The organism is Dyadobacter bucti, assembly GCF_005869225.1.
GTDB lineage: Bacteria > Bacteroidota > Bacteroidia > Cytophagales > Spirosomataceae > Dyadobacter > Dyadobacter bucti.
In genome coordinates this window covers 14,905-39,780 of record NZ_SWFP01000020.1, presented here as the reverse complement: position 1 = coordinate 39,780, position 24,876 = coordinate 14,905, and the positions used below count along the sequence as shown (strand labels likewise).

The window sequence follows — 24,876 nt, the reverse complement described above, 5'->3', positions numbered from 1 at the left end:
GCGCATTGACGAGGGCGTGATTGACAGCATTGTACATCAACTAGTAAGACGAATCACGATTAAAAAGCCGCTGCTCGAGTTTAAGCCGCTCGTAGGCCTGCTTCGCCAGCTGAACGGGAATTGGCGGTGTTTTCATCATTTTTTTATCTGCTCTGTCCAGGGTTTTTTGCTGAAAATGTTCATATACGTTAGTCGTCAGGGTCGGACTGTTGTACTTTTGACCAGCAACTGGTAAAGTTGCTCCTGAAACAGCTCAGGCGTCTGTCTACTATGGTGGATTTTTGTCTGGCTGAATCTTTTTTTATGCTCGCGCGACTGTTTGCTGCTTGTTTTTTTTTCTTTTCCCTGACTGGGTTGCTTCAACCAGGATTGATATTTCGGTAGCTCAGAAAAGGTATCGGCCCAGCCCATGAGCCCATTTTGACAAACAGCACGGTACATACTCGTGGTTGGTATCCCGGAACCGTCCAGCATGGCTGCTAATGTCCTGCCTTGTATGCTAAAAGGGGTTTTCCCATTGTACTGTTTGTCAAGATCATGCTCCGCTGCAACTGCTCGCCACCAATACAGAGTTGCTCTGCCAGAATGATATTCATACTGAATTCACCTGTGGACGTATATTTTATTTCCAGTTGATTGTCAGCAAAGAGCTTATCAACAACCCCTCTAATTAATAGGTTGGGTATTATGGCATAGTCAGCGCTTTGAATACCGAAAACTGTTTTGGTCTCGCGAAAAGGCTGCCAAACGATAAGTTGCTGCTTGTCTGTGGCCATGATTTCGTAATCGGGCAACAGCTCGGCCAGCCACACGGAATTTACAGGGTAACAGATATCATCCTATGAAGTTGTGAATTGCGGTTGAGCACTAAGATAAGTCATTTTTACGTTTTTATTTTTACAGTTGTAAATTTACAAACATAAAATTCAGAAAAGAAATTAATTTTAGATATTCGGCAGCACGCGTAATGAAATTACCTACATAGGGAGTTCAGACGGTTCTATTACTTATTAAGAAAACCTAATCAACAATATCAATGGAAATCGAAGTAATCGTTTCACTATTGTCACTAGTTGCCCTGGAAGCGGTTTTAGGCATAGACAATGTCATTTTTATCTCGATCATCGCCGCAAAGCTTCCTGCACATCAGCAGAAGAAAGCCAGGCAATACGGCCTGGTACTTGCTGGTATTATGCGCATTGGCCTACTGCTCCTTATTTCGCTTATTATGAAGCTTGACAAGGACCTGTTTGTGGTTTTTGGCGAAGGATTTTCCGGGAAAGAGCTTGTACTGCTGGTAGGAGGTTTATTTCTGCTCTACAAAAGCTCGACGGAAATCTACCACAAAATGGAAGGCGAGGAAGGCGACCAGAGCAAACAGATCAAAGCGTCCTCTTTTGGGCAGGTACTCACGCAAATACTGATCATGGATATGGTTTTTTCCATCGATTCAATTATAACTGCTATTGGTATGGTGAAGGAAGTTTGGGTAATGTATGTGGCAGTTATTGCAACGGTGATCCTAATGCTGGTTGCTGCCGAAACGATCAGTAATTTTGTCAACCGCCATCCTGCATTCAAGATGTTGGCTTTGTCATTTTTATTGTTGATTGGCTTTTCGCTTGTCAGTGAGGGCTTTGGTCTTGAAATTCCTAAGGGCTACATTTACTTCTCTATGGCGTTTTCACTACTGGTGGATGTGTTTCAAATGCGCATGAACAAATCTAAAAGTGCGCCGGTGAAAACCCATGAACACTACCAGCCAGGAGAAGAGCGGCTTTTGCCATAACTGTTCAAAAAATATTTTTATAGCACAAGTTTATGTTTAACCGGCTGGTGCGATATTAAACATTACCATCCATGTTATGAAAAAGATTTTGATCCCTATTGATTTCTCTGAGAATTCACAAAAGGCCCTGAAAGCTGCCAAAACAATTGCCAATGAAACGGGTGCCGAATTAGCCATTATGCATACCTCCCAGTCTGAAAATACCGGCATTGCAATGCCGATGACAGAAAGTACGCATGTGATGCTTGACGAATTGGAGAACTCATACAAGCAACAACTCGACGAGTATGTAGCTGGCGCTCAGTCAGAAGGTTATCAGGTGAAGGGTATTTGGGAGTCCAATGCAATTCAAACTGCGATATTGCGGCAGGCAAATTATATCAATGCGGATCTGATTGTTGTCGGCCGGACAGGGCAGGGGACATTTATAGATAAACTGATCGGCAGTTCGTCAACCGCCATTGCCTTGGAGGCGTCTTGTCCTGTGTTGGTTGTTCCCGCCCAGGCAACGCTCAAGGGCTTTAAGAATATTGTCTATGCGACGCAGTTTGATCCACAGGAAACCCAGATCTTACACCAGGTAAAAGTGCTGACAGAGCAGCTTGGTGCCAAACTAAGCCTGGTTAAAATCAATTCGTTCCACGAGCCTGAGTGCCATGCAGACCAAGCACATATGCTCAGGACCATTCAGGAGCTGGATATGGCAGAAATGGATGTGGTCATTGTGGAAGATGTAAGTTTTATTGAAGGGATTAATAAATTTTGTTATCAGCGGGGCGCTGACTTATTGATTGTTTCCAACCGTGAAAGATACTTTTTGCAGCAGTATTTGACGAACCCAAGTATGACTAGAAGGTTGGTTGTAGAAACGCATCTACCTTTACTCGTATACCATATCAGGTAGTGACTTCCATTTTTAAACACTGTTCACCACAATTATTTGTCAACCTACTTGTATGAAGAAAATATTTCAGTGGAGTTACATTGCACCTATTATTGCCTGGATTTTTTACCTGGCTCTGCCTATTGGTTCAGGCTTTCTGGTCAACACATTAGCCGTAGTTGCTTTGATTGGGGGCGTATTTTCAGCAGTGCACCATGCTGAGGTAGTCGCGCACAAAGTTGGCGAACCCTACGGGACGATCATACTGGCAGTAGCTGTAACGCTTTTGGAGGCCTCGATTATCGTATCACTTATGCTAACCGGAGGATCCGGTGCCGATACTTATGCGCGGGACACCCTTTTTGCTGCCGTTATGCTCATTCTAAATGGCATCCTGGGCATCAGTATGTTTGTAGGTGCATTAAAATTTAAAGAACAGAGCTTTGAAACAAAAAGTGTAACTATTGCCTTGGTAAGCCTGGTATCCATCTTAGTGCTTACCCTGGTACTGCCAAATTTTACCACCAGTATCGCCGGTCCTTCTTACAGCACCCCACAGCTCCTTGCGATTGGCGTTTGCTGCCTGGTCATTTATGGGTCTTTTATATTTACCCAAACCATCCGGCACCGCAAATATTTTTTGGCAGAAGTCTCAGGGCAAGAGAAAGATGTTACCGGAGGCGAGGCCCTAATAAGTTTATGTTTCTTGCTGGTATGTCTGGGTGTAGTTATTTTCTTGGCTAAAAACCTTTCCCCTGTAATAGAAAGCGGAATTGTTGCCGCCGGCTTACCGACAGCACTGGTGGGTGTGGCCATTGCCGCAGTTATTTTGCTGCCAGAGGGCATCGCCGCTATCCGTGCGGCGAGACGTGGCCAATATCAAACGAGCATCAATCTTGCGCTGGGCTCTGCATTGGCAAGTATTGGACTCAGCATCCCAACTGTTGTAATTGTGTGCACAATAATGGATTTGCCCCTCATTCTTGGCTTGAGCATGAAGTCCATGGTCCTGCTGGTCCTCTCAGTTTTTACGGTCATGCTTTCACTCAACAAAGGGCAAACAAATGGCTTATATGCTATCGTGCTCCTGGTCAATTTAATGATGTACATTTTCACAATTGTATTTCCTTAAATACATTTATTGAAAGCTCTCATGACTTTTACAAAAACCTGCTTGAACATCGTTTTTGCCCTGATTGCATGGTTGCTATGGACGCCCTGTCTGGGTCAGAAAAAATATGAGCGGGAGTATAGTATCAAGCCGGATGCTGTTCCCCAAAAGGCAATGGAGTTTGTTAGCTCGGTGTTCAAAAAACCTAAAATTCATTGGTACCTGGAAGAAAGCCTTACCGGTAAGACCATAGAAGCAAAGCTGAAATCTTCGGGGAAACATTTTAGTATTGAATTCGATGAAGCGGGGAATATCCAGGATGTTGAAATATTGTCGAGTATCAGTAAAATGAATGCAAACGGCCGGACGAATTTAGAAGATACACTCAGCAAAGCATTTTCGCGCTACAAAATTGTCAAAACCCAGATTCATTGGAACGGCTCTGCCCATGCCCTGAAAGAGTCTTTGAACCGTGATAGGGCTGTAAATGGTGTCCTGGTCAGGTATGAGCTAATTGTAAAAGGTAATCAGGACAAAATCGAAAAATATTTTGAAGTACTTGCTGAAAGTGACGGAGCCATTGTGCGTATTAGCGAGATTGTGCAGCGTAATACAGATAACTTAATGTACTGATGTATAAACTTGTAGCTAGTCTCTTATATGTCATAATTCCTGTTACGGCACTAAGTCAAGCCAGTTACAGGGCAGGGACGCTTTCTCAAATCAATGTTAATGTCAAAATAGCTGAAACCTGGAAGTTAAATACGAAGCTCGAAGCCCGGCAAATATTTTCCAGCAAAAAGCCGGAAACACCCGCCATCCATCAATTTGAATACGAAAGAACAGATTTACACTTTATACTTACCAAAAAAGTATCGGCCGATAATACTGTCGGCGGCGGGTACCTGGTCAGGTTGGAAAACGGCAGCTTGACACATCGCTTGATACAGCAGTTTAACAATGTAAAAACTTTGGAGGTGCTTAGTGTTGCACACCGCATAGTGGCCGATCAGACATTTAGTGCTAACGATTTACCAGAATTCCGTCTGCGATACCGCTTGGGATTAGAATTGCCCTTGAACGGTCAACAGGTCGATCCTAAGGAATTTTATGGTAAGATAAATAATGAATATTTGGGCATTTTTTCAAACAGCGATCCGGATTTGGAAATACGTGGACTACTGGCTTTGGGATACAATGCGTCCGATAACAACAAGGTGGAGCTTGGCCTGGAATACCGCGTAAATGAGTTTAGCGGTCTAGTAAAAGCGCAACAATTCTGGCTGACCATTGCTTGGTTCGTCAGTATTTGAAGCATTAATTGATGCAGCTAAAAACTGATAAGCAGGGATGCAGTCACTTTTCTTGTTTGATTGTTGCCGGTTTCATGGGGCCAGTAACTAAAAAATTGGCAGCCATAGTTGCCATAGTACGGGTACCTACGACCAGTGCCTTTTCATCAACAAAAAATTTTGGGTTGTGATTCGGAGCGGCTTCTGCGGGATTTTCACCATCCGGTGTAATGCCCAGAAAAATATAAAGGCCCGGCACTTCTTTGGCGAAATATGAAAAATCCTCAGATGCGCCCTGGAGCGTTCCTGTAACCACACCTGCATCGGCAGCGCGTTTTAGTACCGGCAACATTTGGCTAGCTAGCATCTGGTCGTTTGTTGTTACATCGTACATCGGCGTAATGGTGACGCGGGCTTTGGCGTAAGTGCCTTCGGCAATATGCTCGGCAGCCTGCTTGATGTCTGCGTGCAGTTGCTTGCGCACGTCGGCATCGTAGGTGCGGATAGTGCCCACCATTTTCACGGTATCAGGAATAACGTTCTGACTTGATCCTCCTTGGATTATGCCAACCGAAACGACTGCTGGTGAGGTGGTCAGATCGGTCCGACGGCTAACGACGGTTTGTAATCCTGTAATCACCAAGGCAGAAGCCACAACAGGGTCAATCGTGTTCCAAGGCATTCCTCCATGACCCTGTTGGCCGCTTACAGAGATATTCAGAACATCGCTGCTGGCCGCGGCCGGTCCTGGTTTATAATCTATCTGGCCCGACTTGCCAGGATGAACGTGCAAACCGAAAACAGCTTCCGGTTTGTTTTTGGCGAACAAGCCATCCTCCAGCATCCGCTTGGCCCCCCAACTTTTACCGCTACCAGGCTCAACGATGCTTGATCCTTCTTCGGCAGGTTGGAAAATGAACATTACTGAGCCAGGTAAATCGCTTTTCAAGGTGGTGAGTACTTCTGCGGCGGCCATCAGCATGGCCGTGTGCGTATCGTGCCCGCAAGCATGCATTAGGGGTACAGTTAAACCCTTCTGCTGCTGAGTGGCTTTTGAGGCAAATGGCAATCCTGATGGCTCTTGAATGGGCAAGGCGTCCATGTCCGCGCGAAGGGCAACCAGGCGGCCTGGCTTATCGCCTTTAAGGATGCCTACGACGCCCTTCCCACCTACTGCGGTCTGCACCTGAATGCCTAGACTACGCAGGTGTTCTGCTACAAGATTGGCCGTTCGATTTTCCTGATCACCCAGTTCTGGGTTACGATGAATGTCCTGCCGCCAAGCGATTAATTTAGGTTCAACGGCATTGCATTGTTGCCGGATCTTAGATTCAAGCGCTGATAAAACTGGAGATATGCCCTTGGCAGCTGAACCTGGGACCTGGCTATTTGCAACCACTGATAGGGAAATAAGTGCCAGGATGATAATGGCGGTAACTGGAGAGCGTTGATTGCACTTTTTCTTCAAAAACCTTTCTCAGGCCGCCTCATTAACGTTATGCTGGCAAATAGTAGCGCTAATTTTAAGGCGTTTTGCATTTGGGTTTAAATACTCATTGTACCGGTGCAGTTTCAAGTTATTTGTTGCCTCAAAGTAGCTTGGATAGTTTTTCATATCTCTGTAAGTTGTCTGTATTAGGAAAATCCATGCACCCTATCTATAATGCAATAAGTTAAGCATCACCATAATCGAATGCAAATTGTTCCGTAAAAAAAATTACAGGGGCTTAAAGCTGAAAAATTCTTGCAACAACGGCAATTCCTGCTAAACCTGTTAGCCCATTTGGAAAGTTATGTCACTTTGTGATAAACCGCTACCTTACAGACACCGATATCAATATATGCTCCGGATTTGTGATCCGCCTGCATCTTTTTCCGGCCTGCGTTGCTGTAAAGTCCGCTAGATTACAGTCAATGCGTGCGGAAAGAAGTGCTTTGTGGCTAGGTGTAAAAGCCTTGATGCTTGATGACACGAACGTTACCAGCCCAGACATTTTGATTTTTATAGGGCAAAAAAAGCCGCCGACTTCCTGAAATTTCTGGCTTAGGAAAGTTTGAAAATGAATTTAATAACGAGCAGAGCTGGTAGACATTCGATTTGATTTACGGAAAGTAAGATATAACCGCATCGGCAGGTCCCTCTCTTTAACCTTTACTTTTAGTGGTCGTGGTGTTATGATAACCGGTTACCTACTTGTAGATGCTTTGGCGAAAGTAGCCCCTAAGATCGTTAAAACAAGAATGGGTTCTTTTCAACAAATAGGTTTGAGAGCCACTTTTTTGGCGTACATCCCGACAATGGCTCAGAGATATTGGCCAGTCAAAAGATAGTTTACAATCCCTTTTAATAGAGTCTCCAAATGGAGGCTGCATAGCTGTAGTATATGAATCGAAGTTAACTTACTTTGATAACATTGTCCTTAGCGTTGACGAGAAAGGGAATATTGTTTGGAAAAAGTTGTTTAAATGGGACGATTTTGGTTCCATCATTTCAATTGTAGCGGCCGATGATGGAGGCTATATTCTAGGTACCAGAACGAACCGAGGTAGGTACGGGTTGCTGAAAATTTCGACCTCTGGCGAAAAAATGTGGGAAAGAGAATTCTATGGAGCAACTAATCCAGATTCGGAAGGCAGTGAAGACCACCTGAGAAAAGTTATTAATGCTTCTGATGGAGGATACATTCTGGCAGGTTATTCATCCTCACTGGTAGGCAATGACAAGTCGAGTCCACCAAAAAATTACAATGCAGCGGGCCAATCTAGTATATATGACTATTGGATAATCAAGGTAGACGCTCAGGGGCGCAGAATATGGGACAAAACCATTGGTGGGGATGAATCAGAGTATTTAGGAAACATTATTGCAATTTCTGATGGTGGTTATTTGGTTAATGGTAATTCCTACTCAAAAGTATCCATTGATAAGACCGAAGATATCGAAGGTACTTCTGATCGTTGGCTTGTAAAAATTACTGAATCGGGTAATATAGAATGGGATCGAGTACCAAACGCTGGTATTGACATTAATATGATTGGAATGCCAGATGGATCAGTTATAATCGGAAAGCAAGCGTATCCAAGTGGGATGGGCTTCGCAAAATTTAACAACTCAGGACGCGAAATATGGGAAAAACAGGTAGATGGATCGAATGCCACAATACTACCAACAAATGAAGGTGGCTTCATGATTCTTGGTAATCTGAATGACTATAACTTTATTAAATTTTCCAAAGATGGAGACGTTCAGGAAAGAAAATTAATTAAACTTGGAAATGGAGTATTAAGATCGTATGACCCACCAGTAAGATCTTCATCAGGAGGTTTTTATGGATATTTGAATTCAGGGGATAACAAAAGTATCTTCTATGTAAAATAGAAATTGCAATGGCAACAAGCTTGGGAAACTGCATCAAGAATTTACTATTTAATATAGATTCCTGCGTTTCACTAAGAATGGGAGATCGTTTACCCATTATGCAAGCTTCATACAGCGCAGCGGCTCGGGCTTAAAACAATACTACTTCATGATGAAAACTGTAATAATTTCTAATCCTTAATTTTTCATTTTAAACCGGTCATTTTCATTTTCAACAGCAGCCAGTTTCTGCTTTTAATGCCAGGAGATCATTAGATTCTTTTTTCATTGGAGTAAATGGATTATTCTTTAACTAGCGGCCTAAACGGTAGCGCATGTACCACGTGGCGGACCGGCAACGATGGCAGGCTTGAAGTACGAGTAATTCGAGCGACGGCCCCATGGTTGACCTAAAAGGTCGCGGTAGGAGAATATTTCAGAGCGGCAAAGCTCAACGACCTGAGATCGAAACTTACTGTTTTTGTAGCTTTCTTGACAACTTTAATTCGTTCATTTTTAGAAACTTTCTAATATGACGTTTAATGATATATGATGCAATTGTAGTCAAATATTTGTTCTCACTTTGGTGTAGAAATTTAGTTATCATAATTCTACAATTAAAATGTGGCTGAGAACGTAGAAAGCAAATGGGCTATCTGATTACTTTGTAAATCAAGAAGTCAAGAATTTTTTTTGAGAAATTCACAAATGGTTTATATCTGCCAAAATATTTAACAATAGATGGAGATGTTAAATAATATAGATCTATAAATGCTTTTCCTAATTGGTTACTTTTTAATTTATTGTCTCGAAATTTGCGGAGAAGAATTACCTGTGGATGCATGGGATCTCCATATGCCATCGTTGCAATATAGCATTGTGATTCATTAGAAGTTTCATTTTTGCGGTGGTAGTCCTTTATAACATTTAAAATACTTGTAACGTACTCATCATGAGCACCATCTGTTTCTATTTTGCGCAACTCTGATAAAATGTAAATGAAAAACTCTGCTAGATTTTTACCGTACGTGTCGCTTGAGAGAACATTGTTCATGGCTGATTTACCACCATTATAAACTGCTACTATTCCTTGTGTTATTGTATGCATTAGCAAGTATGAACAGTGCTTATACTCCTCTGAATCTACCCCACTAGTTTGCTTTAAGTCAATTAAAATACTTTCAGATTTTCGGAAGAAATCTAAAATAACCAAATGTACGCCCTTTGGATTTGATTTTAGTTTGTCGGGGAAGCCACTTCGTAAGTCGTCAAATTGCTTTACAAGATCTTTTGCCGAGATTTGTAGTAATTCATTATTAGATCTGGCTATTTTGACGATTCCCATTCTTTGTAGTTCTTTGAAGCATTTGAATAACGCTTCTACATCCACCATAGCATCGTGAGCACCTAACAGCTTCACTTTAAACAGTTTAAAATACAGTTCTTCAAGCTTTGGGTATTTGTATCCTCTTGGCGAGGGGATAGCACAAAAATTGGTTGTTGAAACCATAGTACAGTAGCCAAGCATTTGAGGTAAAACATTAAAACCAGCGCCTCTCAGAAACTCTGCTCCAAGGACATTTCTATCAAATTCAAGATTATGTGATACTACAAGATCACATTTCGCCATATCAGTCTCCAGAATATCTAACGCCTCTTCAAGCGGAATTCCTCGGCTCATTGAAATACTCCCGTTTTGCTGGACAGCTAATGGATAAAGATAATTTTAATTAAGATGCTTTTGCGTCAAAGAACAAGTCATTAGGGATAAATCCAGTGCCGGTGTGTTTGCGTTGACCGTTATAAAATTCCACATATGTTTTTACTCCTCTATACAGGTCCATCCCGCCGTTGGGAGGGTTTAAGTACACATATTCTTGTTTGAGCGACCTCCAAAATCGTTCGATGAAAACGTTGTCAAGTGCTCTTCCCTTACCATCCATTGATACTCTTATACCATTCTTTAACAATGAGTTAACAAAGTAGGGGCTAGTGAATTGACTACCTTGATCGGTATTAAATATTTCGGGCCCTCCCTCGGTACGAATAGTATCCAAGAGTATTTCCCGGCACCATTCCATGCTCATCGTGTTTGATATGCTCCATCCGACAATCCTTCGGCTATACACATCGATGATGGCAAACATGTACATAAATCCACGGAACATCGGGATGTACGTGATATCGGCCTGCCAGACATGATTAGGACGCTCTATTTTCAGATCCTTCAACAGATATGGATATTTGTAGTCAGTCGCTTTGGCCTTGCTCAGGTTGCGTTTGGGATAAATTGTACGCAAATTCATGAGCCTATATAGCCTTCGTACACGCTTTACCCCAACGTGGTAACCTAAACCGCGCAGGTAATCAGTCATGCGTTCCACTCCATAAAATGGACATTCCAGAAACTTTCGGTCTATGGCTTTCATCAGGCGTTGATTTACCAATGATTCTCCCTTAGGCTTAAAATAATAGCTACTCCTCTGTAAACCAATTAGTTTACATTGTGCTGAAACGCTGAGATTGATGTATTCCGGAGAAATAAGTTCGCGTTTTTCCATGGTTGTCATTTCCCCAAGACTTTTTTTAGGAAATCCACCTGGACTTGAAGCTCCCCGATCTTGGCGTACAGTTCTTGCTCCTTAGAGTTCTCTGCCTCATTTGTTGCCGGTGCCTCTTTGTCGAAAACCAGATCTGCTTTTTCCAGAAACTCTCGCTTCCAGGCCGTAATCTGTGTTGGATGGATTTGGTACTTAGAAGCTAAGTCCTGCACGGTACTTACCTCCTTGATGGCTTCTATGGCCACCTTGGCCTTGAAGCTCGCGCTGAATTTTCTACGTTCCCTTTTCATAGTCAACTACTAAATTAGAAATTTTAGCAGCTGTCCAATTATTGGGGAGTATTATACATTGCCTCTTGATGCGTTATTTTATGTATTTTTGACACATCATCCGGAATGATAAATCCTTCAGGTTTTATGATCAAAGAGCGTTTTGTTTGAACGTTTCCATCCTTGTCTGTAACTATATATGCAAGCTGGACCATTCGCGGCCAATTTGCTAAATCGGTAACAGGTGCCTTCCAGTTAACTGGAAGACCAACTGTTTCTGTATCAAATAAAAATATCACTGGAAGGGTATCTACGATTAAGAATTATTGATTATACAGTCTTATACGCTCATAAGATCATAAAATATTATTATTAAAAAAGGTAAAAGTAAAAAAATATATGGTTTTTTCACGCATTTAAATAACCCATTAATGAAAGCTAAAAATATCCGTTTCTTTTCAGCCCAAGAGAATGAGCCAAAAGCTGAAAAGAAAGCCAGCACAAAATCACTTCCCACAGGCTATATTTCTGCTGCGGGCAAAATTGTATTCCCATCAGCTGCTATTGAAGAGCTGGGCATTGAGCCGGAGACAACCAGATTTCTGGTAGGTACAGATGATGGCAAACGCAAGATCAAAAATCTCTACCTGGTGCCTACAGATGCGCAAAGCGCTTTCTCACTTGTGCGAACAGGGCGCGGCTATTCACTGCCCCTGGAGTTGATCCTTACCAAAGGTGGTATTGATTACAGCAAGCAGAAATACGTCTTTACTGCTTCCATCTTTCAGCATGAGGATTCTGTGGGTTATGCCCTGGAAATCTCGCCAGAACAGGCAATTGAAAAAGTGCCTTACACCGGGAAACCCCGCGGACCCAAGCCAAACTAAGCAATCAAGCTATTGATCAGGCAACGGAATAAGCAGTCACCCTTACCGGTAACCACTAAACGTTAACTTTTTGAAAGCCAGTTACGGCATCAACGGCAGGGGGAGTGGTTGCACTTTTCAAATTTTGTGCATCTGTTTTGATAAATATTACGATCTTGTGTTTTTCCTTAAAATTAAATTATCCCTACCCTTACAGTCAATGGCAGAAGAAACTTCGACAAAAGAGAAGCCTATCCTAGATTTTGCCAGTCTTATCAAAGAGGCTCAGCAGTTTAGTATTAATGAATCAAAACTCCACCCGGAAATTTATGGCACAACAGATGGGAAAGCCATTGGAACCCTGATTGAATCAAAATTTAAAGTTCATTTGACAGAGAAGTTTGCTTTAGGAGCTAGTTCAGCAGCGAAGGGATTGGATTTACCAAGTGTAGAAACAGATATCAAGGTTACGTCAATCAGACAGCCACAATCATCATCGCCTTTTAGAAATGCCCAACAAAAAATATATGGTTTAGGTTACAACTTACTTTTGTTCGTTTACGATAAGGCTGATGACGATGAGCAGAAAGCGGCAAAACTCGATTTCGTCTCATGTGCTTTCGTCTCAAAAGAACGGACAGGAGATTTTACAACTTCGACAAGATTGCGACAAATGGTTAAGGACGAAGCTAATGTCGAAGATATAATAGGATACCTTAATGATAAAGGTATCCCTGGAGATGAGATAGCTTTACGTGAATTAGCTGAGCAAGTTATAAAGAACCCGCCAGAACTGGGGTATCTGACAATATCAAACGCTCTGCAATGGAGATTGCAGTATATGCGCATTGTAAGTCTTACAAAAGAAATCGACGGAATAACGAAAATAATTGACAAAGTAAATAAAATATGAAGTTATACGAGATCATCATAGATGCTAAGGCATCTGATTTTTTAAATCAGACTGTTAAAGAAGGTGTTTTAATTGATGACGCAAATAAGGTTATCGCAAATAAATGTGGAATTCAGAATTTCTTTACAAGCGATGCAGAATTTATTGAATTAAAAGATTCATTAAATGGTCATGGCTTGGCTTCAAATCGGAATCATACAGAATATGGGGACTACCAAACAAACCGACTTCTCACAGATAAAATTGTTGAGAAGCTTGTTAAAGAAGGGATAAACCCGGAGGTAATGCTGGAACCCACATTTGGGGAAGGTAACTTTATAATAGCTGCGATAAAGGCTTTTACTAATTTAGATGTCATTTACGGGGTTGAGATTTATAAGTCGTATGTATGGCAAGCGAAATTCAGCATTCTCAGCCTATTTATAGAAGAACCGGAACTAAATAAGCCTAAAATATATCTACATCACGAAAATGTATTTGACTTTAATTTTAGGTTAATAGCAGAAGGCATTAAGTCGGATAAGTTTTTAATACTCGGAAACCCCCCATGGGTCACCAGTTCACAATTAGGAGCTTTAGATTCCGTTAATCTGCCAGCTAAAAGCAACTTCAAGAATCATAAGGGCTTAGATGCCATTACAGGTAAAGGAAACTTTGATATTGCTGAGTACATTACACTCATGATGATGGATAATTTCAAGAGCCAAAATGGTAATCTTGTATTCCTGATTAAAAATTCTGTTGTTAAAAACATCATTCAGGATCAGAAAGATAGGGTCTACCCAATCAGTAGTATAAGGACGTATTCAATCGATACCAAGAAAGAGTTTAATGCTTCAGTTGAGTCATGCGTTTTCTTTTGCGAGCTCAACAGGCCAGCGGATTTCACTTGCTCTGAATATAACTTTTATACTGACGAAAGTCCAAAAAATGAGTTTGGATGGTATAAAAATAAATTTGTTGCTAACATATCGAAATATGCAGAAACAGAAGACTTTGACGGGAATTCATCTATTGTCTGGCGTCAGGGACTTAAACATGATTGCTCATCAGTCATGGAGATTAACTGTTTGGAAGGTTCGCTGATTAATGGGAATTCAGATATATTAGATGTAGAAAATGATCTTGTCTTTGGCTTGTTAAAAAGCTCTGACTTGAAAAACAATATTGTGAGTAAATCCAGGAAATTTACCATTGTAACACAAACAAAAGTAGGTGAAAAAACATCTTATATTGAAGAAAAATACCCTAAAACCTTTGCCTATTTATCAAAAAATAAATCGTTTTTTGATAAAAGAAAATCATCAATATATATAGGAAAACCTGATTATTCAATTTTTGGTATTGGGGACTACTCATTTAAACCATATAAGGTAGCAATATCTGGACTTTATAAAAAAAGCGATTTTACCCTTGTGTTACCGCAAAATGAAAAGCCGTTAATGCTGGATGACACTTGCTATTTTCTTGGATTTGATAAGCTAGAACATGCTGTTTATACATATATATTATTAAACCATAGAAAAACACAAGCATTTTTAAACTCAATCACGTTCTTGGACGCAAAAAGAGCATTTACAAAAAATAATTTGATGCGTCTCGACCTTTGTAAGATCGCAAAGAACATTCCATTTCAAGACATTGAAAAAGAGGTTGAAAGCATTTCCAAAAAACACAGTATTCAAGCTACAACGGATACTTGGTATGATTTCCAGTATTCATTGCAAGAATCTCCACTTTTTGCTTTTGTTTAATTACCCAACCCGCCGCATTTCAAACCGCTTTGCAACGAACGGCTGGCAATTATCATTGGCTGGCTGCGTGATCTCCGGTAGTTTTTTGGCAAACGCATCATTCAGCCAGTCATGGTCCCGGGTTGCTTCTTTGGCCACGTAATTAAACAGGGTAGGGTCGGCCTTCAATCGTTTCGACCAGGCTGCGGCATAGGTACACACTGTTTTCCGTCGGAACCAGCGCAATGCCGAATTTGTGCAGCAGCAGGACCGAACCGAATTCTGCGATCATTTCTTCTTCGGCGTATTCCTTGGAACCGTACTTGCCAAGCATATTTCGGTTCAGTCGGGTAGGGTGGCCGGTGGCGTGTGTGACTTCATGGGCTTCCACATTGTAGTAATTGACTTTTGCGCTGTCACCCTGCGTGTCGATGAAATTGCCTGCTGGTGGCATGTATACTGTATTTGACCACTGGTTGAAAAATGCACCCGGTGATTGACCGGTGATAATCGTGATGCCGGTTCTTTCGATAAACTGGTCAAATTCGGCATAGCCTTCAAACTCCTCACGCGGTTCTGATCGCTCCACACCTTTAAACCCGGCAAGCTGGGATTCATTAAAAACCCAGTACTGCTTCAGCCATCCTGATTTTTTGATTTTGCCTTCATCGTCAAGTTTCTCGACCACATCATATTTAATAATAGGGGATGGGCTTTCGCCTTTTTGATCCTTTTTGATCCGTTCGCCCAGCTTGTTCCACTGTTTAAAAGTGGCGTATGTCGGCGACTGGAATGTCTTGATATAACCATCCAGGTTCAGCATGAAGAAATTACTTCCTTTATACTACTTGCCGGTTTCAGCATTCACCGGCGTATGAAAACCGATATATTCATCCATCCATGGCTGCTCAATAGCTTTTATTTTATGATGCCAATCGCAGCACTGGCTTATTATTAACGACACAGACAGGACATCCACCCTATAGGGGTGTCTGTCTTGTCTGTCCGATCAATTCAGTTTCCCTTAGTTCGTTGATATAAACAGTTTATGGGCAGTTTTCCACGCAAACTAGGCGCTTAACTTCATAGTCTACCTTTAGTTCACCAGTCATTTGTTTCTCGCCAGTATGAACATATATGTCCAAATTGAGTGTGTTATTAGGTTCCACGCCTACTCCTCTAGACGCATAATCGCGAATCCCTCCCGTTTTTGGAATGTATTCAACACTCTTTATAGTAACATTTTTGTTCTTTATGTTTGTTTTAATATCCTCTAAAATTAATTTATAATGACTACCATTGGCGTTTTTAAAAGTAATAACTTGCTCACTACCATCCGGCAACTGAAACTTAAACCAATTAGAACTTACATCGGTTCTGGTCTTAATTGTCAAAGTTTCCTTAACCATCCTACGTTCGTATGTCGCACCTGCAACCGGTATGTGTATAGGGGCGATTGTGCCTTTCGAAAGCATGATCATTACTGATCCAATATCTGTATTTCCCTCTTTACGCTTAAACATCAATGTATAATTGTTATTATCATAATTGACTACTGATCCCTCTTGTATTTGAGATCCTTCCGGTGAGAACACCAAGTTACTAGAAGAGCTTATACTCTTAACTTTTACCCTTTTATTAGAATATTGGCTATATGGCAGCACAAATGTCACAAGAACCTCGGATTTTGTGTTTTGTGTTATGGTGCTATACGGAATGCCATTGCTTACTCTAATACATTCCAACCACGCGTCTGTTACTTTCTGAAAAGCAGCATCCGTATAGAAACTGCTGACAAGGTCTATTTTCTCGTCAATGCTAAGGATAACATTCTGTTCGTTTTTATGATGCTTGAATGCATTTTTCACCTTCTTTTTATTAGAACTATAAGCGGCGTCTAATTTATTGGGAATTATTAACGACGCATTAGTATTACTGGAACTTCCGCTACTACTACTCTCTGTCAATTCGTATAGATTATAGACCATATTTAATAACTCTCTATCAGATTTCAGCTTTAATTTCTGATGAAGAGCTTGGTAACCTGCGTCACAACTATTGCCGGGCGGTTGGGCAAAAGTTACCTGAATAAGTAAAAAACACAGCAAGTACATCAAAGAGTGCAAAAGAATTTTCACGTTTTTCTAATTTAGAGTAGTTTCTCAAAGATATAATTATTAGGCAACTCACCTTTTAATACTTAAAGATATTGTTTGAACATGTACGACGTAAACTTCTAAATCTGTAAGGAGTTGTTGCTACTTAATCAGCGATTGCCCACACCCCATTTGGCACCGAAGCCCGGACTTGAACCAGGACGAGCAGTTTTGGAGACTGATATGCTACCATTAGATCACTTCGATAATAATTCTATGTGCCTACCTGCTCAGCAGTTCTTTGCAGGCTTGTAAACCAGATCTGCTAGTGAATGAAGGGGGGCAATCTCTCTTGGACTTGAACCAAGACACACAGGGTAGAAGCCTGTTGCTCTATCCATTGAGCTAAGAGATTGTATTATGTAACTGCCGGTCTATTAAGGTATTATGAAAATGCCCTTTTAATAATCCGGCAAGTTTTCCTTTGGTTATATAAAAACACCAACTTATTTTCATGTTAGCAAAACCAGTTGTTTACTACAACATTTAAATCCTCCCTATGAAATTTTATTTACTGCTTCTCGGCCTTGTCGTTTTGACGTTGCTACATTTGCTTGGAGGCAGAAATAGGCAGATTTAATTTTCCAACTAAATTTGACTATGAGAAAACGACGGGTGTTTGACGAATCTTTCAAAAGGATGGCAGTAGAACTGTCAGAAGCTAAAGGCTCGGTGAGTGCGGCAGCGGCTGAGCTCGGGCTTGATGCAGGTCGTATCAGTAAATGGCGCGCAAGTTTTAATAAGCCTGATTTTCGAGAAAAAGTTGAAGGTTTGACGGAGGAACAAAAACGGATCCGACAATTAGAAAGAGAGCTTCGGGAGGTAAAACTTGAACACGAGATATTAAAAAAGGCAGTACGCATCTTTTCCAGGGGCGAACGGAACGGTTCCGATTTATAAAAGCTAATCAAGGAATCTATCCGGTGGCAAAGATGTGTAAAATGCTCGGCGAGAGCGTTAGCAGCTATTATTATTGGTTAAAAGAGCCAGTAGGTAAACGTCAGCAGGAACACCAAGAATTATCTCTTCATATCCGCGAAGTTTATGAAGAAAATAAAGGATGCTACGGTAGCCCGCGCGTTACAGTGGAATTGCAAGCAAAAGGTTTCCGGGTATCGCGCCCACGGGTAGCCAGAGTAATGAGAAAAATTGGTCTAAAAAGTATTGTCCGGAAGAAATACCGGATACAAACTACTGATAGTAACCATATTTATCAAGTGTTTGAAAATCATCTGAATAGAGATTTTACAGCAGAAAAGCTTGGAGAAAAATGGGTATCAGATCTGACATATATTAAGACCGGAGAAGGCTGGATTTATCTTACAGCAATACTTGATCTTGCAAATCGTAAGGTAGTGGGTTGGGCGCTGAGTGAGACAATGAGAGCCGAAGACACCAGCGTAGCGGCTTTCAAAATGGCTTTAAAGTGCTATCCTATAAACAAACCATTACTGTTTCATTCAGATAGAGGAATTCAATACGCGTGCAGTGAGTTCCGTAAGCAGCTGGTTGGTTTACCTATCACCCAGAGTATGAGTCGGAAAGGTGACTGTTGGGATAATGCACCAGCTGAAAGCTTTTTTAAGACGCTGAAAACAGAGATGGTTTATCATCGCGAATTTAAAGGTAAACAAGAGGCAAAACTGGCAATTTTTGAATTTATTGAGGTGTGGTATAATAGAAAAAGAAGACATTCATCACTAGGATATTTGAGCCCTCAGGCCTTTGAAGAAAAGCTACTAAACGAGCAAAAAGCAGCTTGATAGCCCGAATCGAAGAAGTGAAATCAAGCCCTCTATCTAATTGAGCGGCTTATGGCCCCTCAATTAGATAGAGGTTCCAAGGGGTCTGGGGAATGGAAGATTCCCCAGAAAGATGTCAGAAAATATAGCCTATTAAATTCCTCCAACAAAAGGTTGCAATTCCATTTCGACTAACCTGTATTCACAAAATGTTTCCCAGCAAGCAAGTTTTGAAAGCTTGCGTAGTAAGGCAGCTAAGGATATGGATGATTGTATTAGACGAGCTGGTTGTTATGAAAAGGGTCATACACATGTCGCAGACGGTAAAACTGCATGTGAACGCCCTCATGACCCACATTCTAGGGCGCTCTGTAACTGCGAAAACACAAAGAAGCAGGCACTATCTGAAGTTTCCAGGCAAGAAGACGAATGGCACAGGAACGCGGAACAACAGCAAGCGCTGGAAGAAAATAAAAAAAGGCTTCAGGATGAGAAGGTTGCTCAGGAAAGTGAAATAAAGTCCCAACAGGAGGTTCGGTACAAAACACAACAAGACAGAATAGCTAAAAACCAGCAACAACAGACCATTAATACCAAACAAACGTCTGATGCCATTGATGCTGTCGGCAATGTCCTGCTTGACGCTATGATAGCAAAGCAAAACGCACGGGAAGAGCAGCGAATTAATGAACAAAATCGACGGGAACTTGAACGACAGCGAAATGAAGAACGCCAGAGACTAGAGTTTCAACGTCTTGAAGAGATGAAGGTGCGAAATGGGTTCTACTCGGTTTATAAGAATGGAAGAAAACTTTATAGCTACGTCCCTCTTAATTCTGAAGAAGAAGATCTATCATTAGCTGAATCTGGCGATGTTAAGGCACAGCTCTCTGTAGGTAAACGAAATTTATTCTACAAAAAGATTTCAAATGACGAAGAAACTAAGAATCCTAGAAAAGCAATGTTTTGGCTTAGAAAGGCCGCTCTAAGCGTTAATGCGGAAGCAATGTTTTGGCTAGGAGATTTGTACGAAGACAGTTCAATAAGACCCTCTGATAGACCATTAGAGGAAGGTGTTGCGACAATGAAAGAACAGATATTGTTATGGTACAAGAAATCCGCCACTCTCGGAAATGGTGACGCACAAATGCGATTAGGTCAAATAGAAGAGATTTCACTGAATTATTCTGAAGCATATAGGCTATATAGCACTTCTAAACCCTCTGGCTATATGAGTGATGAAACCAACCAATTTGCATTAGGGCTTATGTGTGAAAAGGGACTAGGAGTTAAGCTAGACTATGCTAAGGCACTTGATTGGTACAAAAAGCCTGAATTTGACCGCGCAACATGTGATTATAGAATTGGACATATGTATGAGCATGGGTTAGGAGTGATAAAAGATCAAGTGATAGCAAATGAATTTTACAAAAAGGCATTCAATCGCTATGTTAGCTTGTCAGAACAAAATGATGGCAGAGCTACTTATGCATTAGCGTTAATGTATAGAAATGGCACTGGTGTTGAAAAAGACCTTGATCAATCCAACATATTGATTAAAAAAGTAATTGATATTGATACAGAATATGCAGAAGAATGGAGTGAAACATTTTTGGTTGCTACAAGAGGCAATCCAATTGCCCAGTACGTTGTTGGATTAATATATAGAAATGGCAACCTGTTTGTTAAAAGCGACATTAATAAATCAAATGAATGGCTTAAAAAAGCTTCCGAACAAGGATTTACAGAAGCCACAGAACTTTTAAAAGGTAATTAAGTGTGTAACCTTTTGAGGGTTTTGGTCTTATATTCATGACTATCGGGAAGTTATCATTAAGAAAGCTTGGTGCTGCCTGCGGGGATTAGTGGTAGGTATATCTGGACTTGAACCAGAGATCAATCAGTTATGAGCTAATGGCTTTAGACCGCTAAGCTATATACCCGTAGAAAAGTATGGTAAGGCTGATAGGATTTGCACCTACACTCCGAAGAAACAGGATTTAAGCCTGTCGCGTCTGCTGTTTCGCCACAGCCTCACACGAAATTATTATATCCGTAGAAGGAGTTGATTGCAAGGGTGGCAGATTGTTTGCTCAAAAATTGGATTATACCGATGTGTCCGATATGACGGATATGTAGCTTTACACCATAATTTGGGTAAACATTACCCAATAAGAATAATATAAACCATTGATTTATAGTGACTTAGTTTGAGGTAAAAATCATTTACCATGATTTAGTATCCTTTCACCACTGATTTAATACCGCTTGCCCCAAAAGTTGGGTTTTAGAAGATATTGGTCAGATGTTTTTTGCTTTAAAAAGCAATGATGGGGTTGCTAGGTAGGCCACTCAAATCAGTAAACCTGAAAACAAAAAAAGAAATGAAATCAAAAATGATTGCCTCAATAGCAGCTATTATGGTGATAGCTTTATCAGCTTTTACGTCTCCATCAATTGAAGAAGGAAAGCCGCTAGGTAAAATGAGTGGAAATTCAAGATTGATGGACGGCAACATTGGCCATCAATACGAATTTAATGTTCTGCCTGGACAGAAGGTAACGATCAAAGTTACAATCAATTGCCTTGATGAACACGAACTCAAAATTTACACAAAAGATAAAAAACAACTACATAGCATCCGAAAGCCTAAGGAAGGTTGCACAAAGGTTGAAACATTCGAACTTTTTAATCGGCCTGATGCTACAGGTGCTGTCAATGTTATTCCTTTGACAATCAAAGATTGGTTACCGCCACATAAAGCGTTTGCTAGCGGCCGGCTGTTGAATCAAAACGAAAATTCTGCCACGCTCGGTTTTGAAGATGGTCCTGATAATAACTACGCTGATACCATTGTAGAAATTAATGTGTCGAACATTTAGACGCTAATTTCAACGGATTTTAGTATTTTAAACACCTGCCGCCCAACCTTCGGCAGGTGTTTTTGCTTTTGCCATGTGGCCAGATTATCACAATAACCATCCATACGGCAAGCAGAGTGTTAAAATTTAAGATTGACAGACCAAACCCCTCCGGTTGTCACTGGTTTTGGTCCAGTGCTTTCATCCATTCTATACCGACCATTCAGATTAATAGAACCCGTTCGATTACCATTAATTTGGGGCGAAATAGATCCAGAAGCAATTAGATTTGATCTGTATGTACTTTCACATCCATCACCTGCGTCAAAATTACATGAACAAGCGTCCGTCTTAATCCAGGTATCATAAAATGCAAAGTGAATTGTGGCTTCGCTCTTTGTCTGCGGATCAAATTCGTTGACATACTTAACAAGAGCTTTCCAATGGTCAACGCTATTGGGATTGTAATCTTGGGCTACTATTTCTAAGCAATATGATGTTGTACGTAGAGTTTGGCTATAGGAACCTGTTTTTATTACTTTAAATTCTGGTCCTTTTTCCTGTCCAAATGAACAGTGCGAAATAAGAAGGAAAATTGATAGCAGAATGCTCAATAGCAGTTGTTTCATAAGTTTGATAGAGATGGGTGACAATCAGTAAAATTAAAAATTTATGCGGTTCATTGAAGCCAAATCTAGCCGATTAATAAGATTTCTCCATGTAAGACTATATACCTGTCCCCGCCCATCAGCAGGGGTTAATTGACCACGGAGTGATCATCAAGCCCGTTGACCGTTCTGCCCGTAAAGAGCAAAAACCCTTAGCGTAATTCTTTGCCCGTTTGCTAAAAGAACCCCACATAGAAATCGTTTTTGTGCGCCGTCCAGATCGGCTGTTTTTCAATTGTTCTATCATCGCCCAGATAGGCTGCCAGAAACAGTTCAGCCGCTTCATAATAGTTAAGCTTATTGCATGTATGGCTGTGATATTTTTCAACTGATTCACCAGCCTTATCAAAGTATTTTTGATTGAAGCTCACAATGTCAGACGGAAACATTGCAGGTGAAATCTGGATCTTGTTCCGGATCATCTGCAACCGGCTATGTATGGCGTGGGCGGTAATGGAATGATTCCTTTTCATGATCCCAAAACTATCAAAATGTTGTGATCTTAAATATCAAAAAGTGTGCTGAAGCACTTTGGAAAAATATGTCTTCTAAAACAAATAACAATTATTAGTATAACAATTATATTTGATAAACTAAATCATTTCATACAATGACAATTACCAACTCATATCTCGTTTTAGCAAGGCTATACCAAGAGGGGAAAAAGCCTAATGTTGAACATTCTTTGCTAATGAATGATGCCAGGCAGCTAATCTCGTTAAATGAAGAAGTTCAGAAATTAGCTGATGAAGTTTCTAAACCGCGTAGGGAAGGACATAGCGGCGCCCGGCCTGTGGGAGCATATCATCTAATTCACGAGCTGGGTCAACTTTTGGACGCGATGAAACAGAAGTATCAGTTTTAGGATTTCACCTTTCAGTCTTTGTATTTCGCTGACATTTTCCGCATGACGGTGTCGTCATCCTCAGCATAGCTCACATTCTCGAAGGCAAGCGCAGCCGTACAAATCCAAGCATCCCGCTGGATGAAATACCAACATTGATTGCATACCTGGCAAAAGCGTATGGGAATATGAGAGAAGATCTTGCTGGACAAAATAGCAAACCGGTGTCATAATTGACACAGCAGGTTTGACGGTTGGCCTGCTCTCCTACTGCCTGCTCAGTAGCTGCGTCTAAACCGTCGTTTATAATTGAACATCGGGCTTGTGAGCTTCTACACACCATATTAAATTTCCCAGATTTAACACTATACTGCCTCCCCGTGAATTTGCCGTGCTGATATCGTGTAATCTGCGTGCTGGCTCGTGCAAATGCCGTGCGACGGTTTACAATTTTATTTATGATTTTTTTTACAGTTTCTTTTATTTGTCTAAACCTATTGACTAAATTTGGAAACCTTGCTACCAATTCAAACGGGCAACATAAAAAAATACCCCCCGGAACCATCGTATGGCTCAACAGGGGGCTGTTCTAAGGTATCAGGTGTAACGCTTCAAGCAACTTTACGACGGCGGCAAGAAGTGTAATCACACCAGCAACAATACCTAGAACCTTTTCAGGAGGAAGTTTTAATCCATTTTCAGGATTGGGACTTCCTTTTTTCATGCTCGTTTGCATGTGTTCTAGATTTAAGGCTTGAATAACATCATTTTGGTTAGTATTCGCAAACAGAAATTTCAAAAGTTTTACAAAAAACTATTTTAACAAATTGACTATCAACCTGTTAAAAATTTATATCTCAGGAAAAGTTTACAAATATGCAAGATTTACAGCAAGGAAGGATCGCAATACTATTTCATGCACGACGAGTAAACCAACCGGCTATATAAGTTCTTGACGGGCGGGGAGAAACTGAAGAGCAGGGAACAAGCGGATAGGGTTATTGCGGTGTATCTGCTTACGATTTAGTGTCTGGTTGATTATGTATTTTCAACAACAAAAAACCAATGATCAAAAGATATATTATCCAGACCCACCAAGTATCCGCCATATCAAACGCATCTCCTGAGCCTGGCCAGAATCTCTCTTCGTCATAACTTTCGGCTAGTTTGTAAAAGACGATAAAAAGTATGATTGGCGGGATAAATGTTGCAACTTTCTTTTCCACCGGATTTAACTTTTTGAAAAAGTCATCAATCCTTTTCATTACATCAACTGAACTGTTTGACTTGTTTTCTTCCATGATAGAGTAGGTTTTGAGCATAAAATACAGAACCGCTTGACATCTACTATCTCTCCGTTATAATTGACTTTGTGGCGGTAGGGTTGCTCCTCTCGCTCGCTGGTCGCAAGACACTTCTAAGGCCGATTTAATTTGAGCCATACTATTATGCCGATAATTATTATGATAGCGGTAATAGCTGTTCCTAAACAACCGTCATACCCCTGTTTCAGATCATAACGACTCCAATTAATCTTCACAACACGATATAGAAATAGATCAACAAAGTACCCTACTATTGCGCATACGATTAAAAGTACCCAGCCGTTTTCCATTGAATTTTTTGTAAAAAAACCCGTGATATTCTATTTTACTCAAATTACAATCTCAGTATGTGGCAGTCGGATTAATTGCTTGTCAGTTACTCACAGGCTATAAATGTTTGACGACGTTATTCGCAAATAAATAATTATTATTTAGTATTCTATATTGTAGCTACAATATTTTACTACATTTGTTTAACCTTAAACACTAATCAAATGTTAACAGC

At 40.8% G+C, this 24,876-nt stretch carries 26 protein-coding genes, 4 tRNA genes and 1 pseudogene; 14 read left to right on the top strand and 17 right to left on the bottom strand.

All coding sequences use genetic code 11. From position 1 onward, the window contains the following. Window positions 1-479 precede the first annotated feature (479 nt). A complete protein-coding gene (locus FBF61_RS33085; RefSeq protein ID WP_138485277.1) occupies window positions 480-776 on the bottom strand; it encodes a hypothetical protein in 297 nt (98 codons plus the stop codon). Between the two features lie 260 nt (window positions 777-1,036). Here FBF61_RS33085 and FBF61_RS33080 point away from each other — a divergent pair, with 260 nt between their 5' ends. From FBF61_RS33080 to FBF61_RS33060, 5 genes are all read left to right on the top strand, one after another. Continuing rightward, window positions 1,037-1,789: a TerC family protein gene (locus FBF61_RS33080; RefSeq protein ID WP_138485276.1), complete on the top strand. Its 753-nt coding sequence runs from the start codon at window positions 1,037-1,039 to the stop codon at window positions 1,787-1,789. A gap of 76 nt (window positions 1,790-1,865) precedes the next feature. Continuing rightward, window positions 1,866-2,693 carry a universal stress protein gene (locus FBF61_RS33075; protein WP_138485275.1) on the top strand — a complete coding sequence of 276 codons (828 nt, stop codon included), beginning with the start codon at window positions 1,866-1,868 and terminating at the stop codon, window positions 2,691-2,693. 52 nt (window positions 2,694-2,745) lie between these two features. Next, window positions 2,746-3,804, top strand: a complete 1,059-nt coding sequence (locus FBF61_RS33070; RefSeq protein ID WP_138485274.1) for a calcium:cation antiporter — start codon at window positions 2,746-2,748, stop codon at window positions 3,802-3,804. Between the two features lie 21 nt (window positions 3,805-3,825). Next, window positions 3,826-4,416 (top strand): hypothetical protein, encoded by a 591-nt coding sequence (locus tag FBF61_RS33065; RefSeq protein WP_138485273.1) that lies wholly within the window; start codon window positions 3,826-3,828, stop codon window positions 4,414-4,416. Further along, window positions 4,416-5,096, top strand: coding sequence for a DUF2490 domain-containing protein (locus FBF61_RS33060; RefSeq protein ID WP_138485272.1), 681 nt, complete (start codon window positions 4,416-4,418; stop codon window positions 5,094-5,096). The genes FBF61_RS33065 and FBF61_RS33060 overlap by 1 nt, the downstream gene beginning before the upstream one ends. A gap of 43 nt (window positions 5,097-5,139) precedes the next feature. Here the strand turns inward: FBF61_RS33060 and FBF61_RS33055 are convergent, their stop codons facing one another. After that, window positions 5,140-6,543 carry an amidohydrolase gene (locus tag FBF61_RS33055; RefSeq protein ID WP_138485271.1) on the bottom strand — a complete coding sequence of 468 codons (1,404 nt, stop codon included), beginning with the start codon at window positions 6,541-6,543 and terminating at the stop codon, window positions 5,140-5,142. A gap of 1,119 nt (window positions 6,544-7,662) precedes the next feature. Here FBF61_RS33055 and FBF61_RS33050 point away from each other — a divergent pair. Further along, window positions 7,663-8,454, top strand: coding sequence for a hypothetical protein (locus tag FBF61_RS33050; RefSeq protein WP_138485270.1), 792 nt, complete (start codon window positions 7,663-7,665; stop codon window positions 8,452-8,454). A gap of 631 nt (window positions 8,455-9,085) precedes the next feature. Here the strand turns inward: FBF61_RS33050 and FBF61_RS33045 are convergent. The 3 genes from FBF61_RS33045 to FBF61_RS33035 are packed head-to-tail and all read right to left on the bottom strand — an operon-like array spanning window position 9,086 to window position 11,284. Beyond that, window positions 9,086-10,114 (bottom strand): 3'-5' exonuclease, encoded by a 1,029-nt coding sequence (locus FBF61_RS33045; protein WP_138485269.1) that lies wholly within the window; start codon window positions 10,112-10,114, stop codon window positions 9,086-9,088. Between the two features lie 49 nt (window positions 10,115-10,163). Continuing rightward, window positions 10,164-10,994, bottom strand: coding sequence for an IS3 family transposase (locus FBF61_RS33040; RefSeq protein ID WP_166444686.1), 831 nt, complete (start codon window positions 10,992-10,994; stop codon window positions 10,164-10,166). A 5-nt stretch (window positions 10,995-10,999) separates the two neighbouring features. Further along, window positions 11,000-11,284 (bottom strand): transposase, encoded by a 285-nt coding sequence (locus FBF61_RS33035; RefSeq protein WP_138485267.1) that lies wholly within the window; start codon window positions 11,282-11,284, stop codon window positions 11,000-11,002. A gap of 410 nt (window positions 11,285-11,694) precedes the next feature. Here FBF61_RS33035 and FBF61_RS33030 point away from each other — a divergent pair, with 410 nt between their 5' ends. From FBF61_RS33030 to FBF61_RS33020, 3 genes are all read left to right on the top strand, one after another. Then, the gene (locus FBF61_RS33030; protein WP_138485266.1) at window positions 11,695-12,150 is read left to right on the top strand and encodes a hypothetical protein; all 456 of its coding nucleotides are present in this window, start codon (window positions 11,695-11,697) and stop codon (window positions 12,148-12,150) included. 70 nt (window positions 12,151-12,220) lie between these two features. Continuing rightward, a complete protein-coding gene (locus FBF61_RS33025) occupies window positions 12,221-13,042 on the top strand; it encodes a type II restriction-modification system restriction endonuclease (RefSeq protein WP_205748350.1) in 822 nt (273 codons plus the stop codon). Continuing rightward, the gene (locus FBF61_RS33020) at window positions 13,039-14,796 is read left to right on the top strand and encodes a hypothetical protein (protein ID WP_138485265.1); all 1,758 of its coding nucleotides are present in this window, start codon (window positions 13,039-13,041) and stop codon (window positions 14,794-14,796) included. The genes FBF61_RS33025 and FBF61_RS33020 overlap by 4 nt, the downstream gene beginning before the upstream one ends. Here the strand turns inward: FBF61_RS33020 and FBF61_RS34830 are convergent, their stop codons facing one another. The 6 genes and pseudogenes from FBF61_RS34830 to FBF61_RS33000 all read right to left on the bottom strand — a co-directional run bounded on the left by FBF61_RS34830 (window position 14,797) and on the right by FBF61_RS33000 (window position 17,286). Then, a complete protein-coding gene (locus FBF61_RS34830) occupies window positions 14,797-14,934 on the bottom strand; it encodes a hypothetical protein (protein ID WP_166444685.1) in 138 nt (45 codons plus the stop codon). A 4-nt stretch (window positions 14,935-14,938) separates the two neighbouring features. Beyond that, entirely contained in the window at window positions 14,939-15,415 is a 477-nt protein-coding gene (locus FBF61_RS35355) for a zincin-like metallopeptidase domain-containing protein (protein ID WP_374756642.1), read from the bottom strand. Continuing rightward, window positions 15,407-15,607, bottom strand: a pseudogene (locus tag FBF61_RS35350) (ArdC-like ssDNA-binding domain-containing protein); the annotation flags it as partial. The gene FBF61_RS35355 and the pseudogene FBF61_RS35350, both read right to left, overlap by 9 nt. A gap of 214 nt (window positions 15,608-15,821) precedes the next feature. Next, on the bottom strand, window positions 15,822-16,913 hold the full coding sequence (locus tag FBF61_RS33010) for a hypothetical protein (RefSeq protein ID WP_138485263.1): 1,092 nt from the start codon (window positions 16,911-16,913) through the stop codon (window positions 15,822-15,824). A gap of 151 nt (window positions 16,914-17,064) precedes the next feature. After that, window positions 17,065-17,138 (bottom strand) — tRNA-Trp (locus FBF61_RS33005). A 76-nt stretch (window positions 17,139-17,214) separates the two neighbouring features. After that, window positions 17,215-17,286 (bottom strand) — tRNA-Arg (locus FBF61_RS33000). 245 nt (window positions 17,287-17,531) lie between these two features. On the opposite strand from FBF61_RS33000, the gene FBF61_RS32995 reads away from it, so the two are divergent. From FBF61_RS32995 to FBF61_RS32985, 3 genes are all read left to right on the top strand, one after another. Continuing rightward, window positions 17,532-17,831: a transposase gene (locus tag FBF61_RS32995; protein WP_138485262.1), complete on the top strand. Its 300-nt coding sequence runs from the start codon at window positions 17,532-17,534 to the stop codon at window positions 17,829-17,831. After that, window positions 17,774-18,694 carry an IS3 family transposase gene (locus FBF61_RS32990; protein ID WP_138485261.1) on the top strand — a complete coding sequence of 307 codons (921 nt, stop codon included), beginning with the start codon at window positions 17,774-17,776 and terminating at the stop codon, window positions 18,692-18,694. Before FBF61_RS32995 ends, FBF61_RS32990 begins: the two co-directional genes overlap by 58 nt. Window positions 18,695-18,935: 241 nt before the next feature. After that, entirely contained in the window at window positions 18,936-20,450 is a 1,515-nt protein-coding gene (locus tag FBF61_RS32985; protein WP_138485260.1) for a tetratricopeptide repeat protein, read from the top strand. An 89-nt stretch (window positions 20,451-20,539) separates the two neighbouring features. On the opposite strand, the gene FBF61_RS32980 is transcribed toward FBF61_RS32985, so the two are convergent. Then, a tRNA-Ile gene (locus FBF61_RS32980) sits at window positions 20,540-20,616 on the bottom strand. Window positions 20,617-20,627: 11 nt separating this feature from the next. Next, a tRNA-Leu gene (locus FBF61_RS32975) sits at window positions 20,628-20,709 on the bottom strand. A gap of 348 nt (window positions 20,710-21,057) precedes the next feature. Here FBF61_RS32975 and FBF61_RS32970 point away from each other — a divergent pair. After that, window positions 21,058-21,555 (top strand): hypothetical protein, encoded by a 498-nt coding sequence (locus FBF61_RS32970; protein ID WP_138485259.1) that lies wholly within the window; start codon window positions 21,058-21,060, stop codon window positions 21,553-21,555. Between the two features lie 119 nt (window positions 21,556-21,674). On the opposite strand, the gene FBF61_RS32965 is transcribed toward FBF61_RS32970, so the two are convergent. Beyond that, complete coding sequence (locus FBF61_RS32965) at window positions 21,675-22,163, bottom strand: hypothetical protein (RefSeq protein ID WP_138485258.1); 489 nt, start codon at window positions 22,161-22,163, stop codon at window positions 21,675-21,677. 215 nt (window positions 22,164-22,378) lie between these two features. Continuing rightward, window positions 22,379-22,675, bottom strand: a complete 297-nt coding sequence (locus FBF61_RS32960) for a hypothetical protein (RefSeq protein WP_138485257.1) — start codon at window positions 22,673-22,675, stop codon at window positions 22,379-22,381. A 137-nt stretch (window positions 22,676-22,812) separates the two neighbouring features. Here FBF61_RS32960 and FBF61_RS34825 point away from each other — a divergent pair, with 137 nt between their 5' ends. Then, on the top strand, window positions 22,813-23,067 hold the full coding sequence (locus FBF61_RS34825; RefSeq protein WP_166444683.1) for a hypothetical protein: 255 nt from the start codon (window positions 22,813-22,815) through the stop codon (window positions 23,065-23,067). Between the two features lie 568 nt (window positions 23,068-23,635). Here the strand turns inward: FBF61_RS34825 and FBF61_RS32955 are convergent. Next, window positions 23,636-23,845 (bottom strand): hypothetical protein, encoded by a 210-nt coding sequence (locus tag FBF61_RS32955; protein ID WP_138485256.1) that lies wholly within the window; start codon window positions 23,843-23,845, stop codon window positions 23,636-23,638. 217 nt (window positions 23,846-24,062) lie between these two features. Beyond that, the gene (locus FBF61_RS32950; RefSeq protein ID WP_138485255.1) at window positions 24,063-24,347 is read right to left on the bottom strand and encodes a hypothetical protein; all 285 of its coding nucleotides are present in this window, start codon (window positions 24,345-24,347) and stop codon (window positions 24,063-24,065) included. Window positions 24,348-24,876 lie beyond the last annotated feature (529 nt).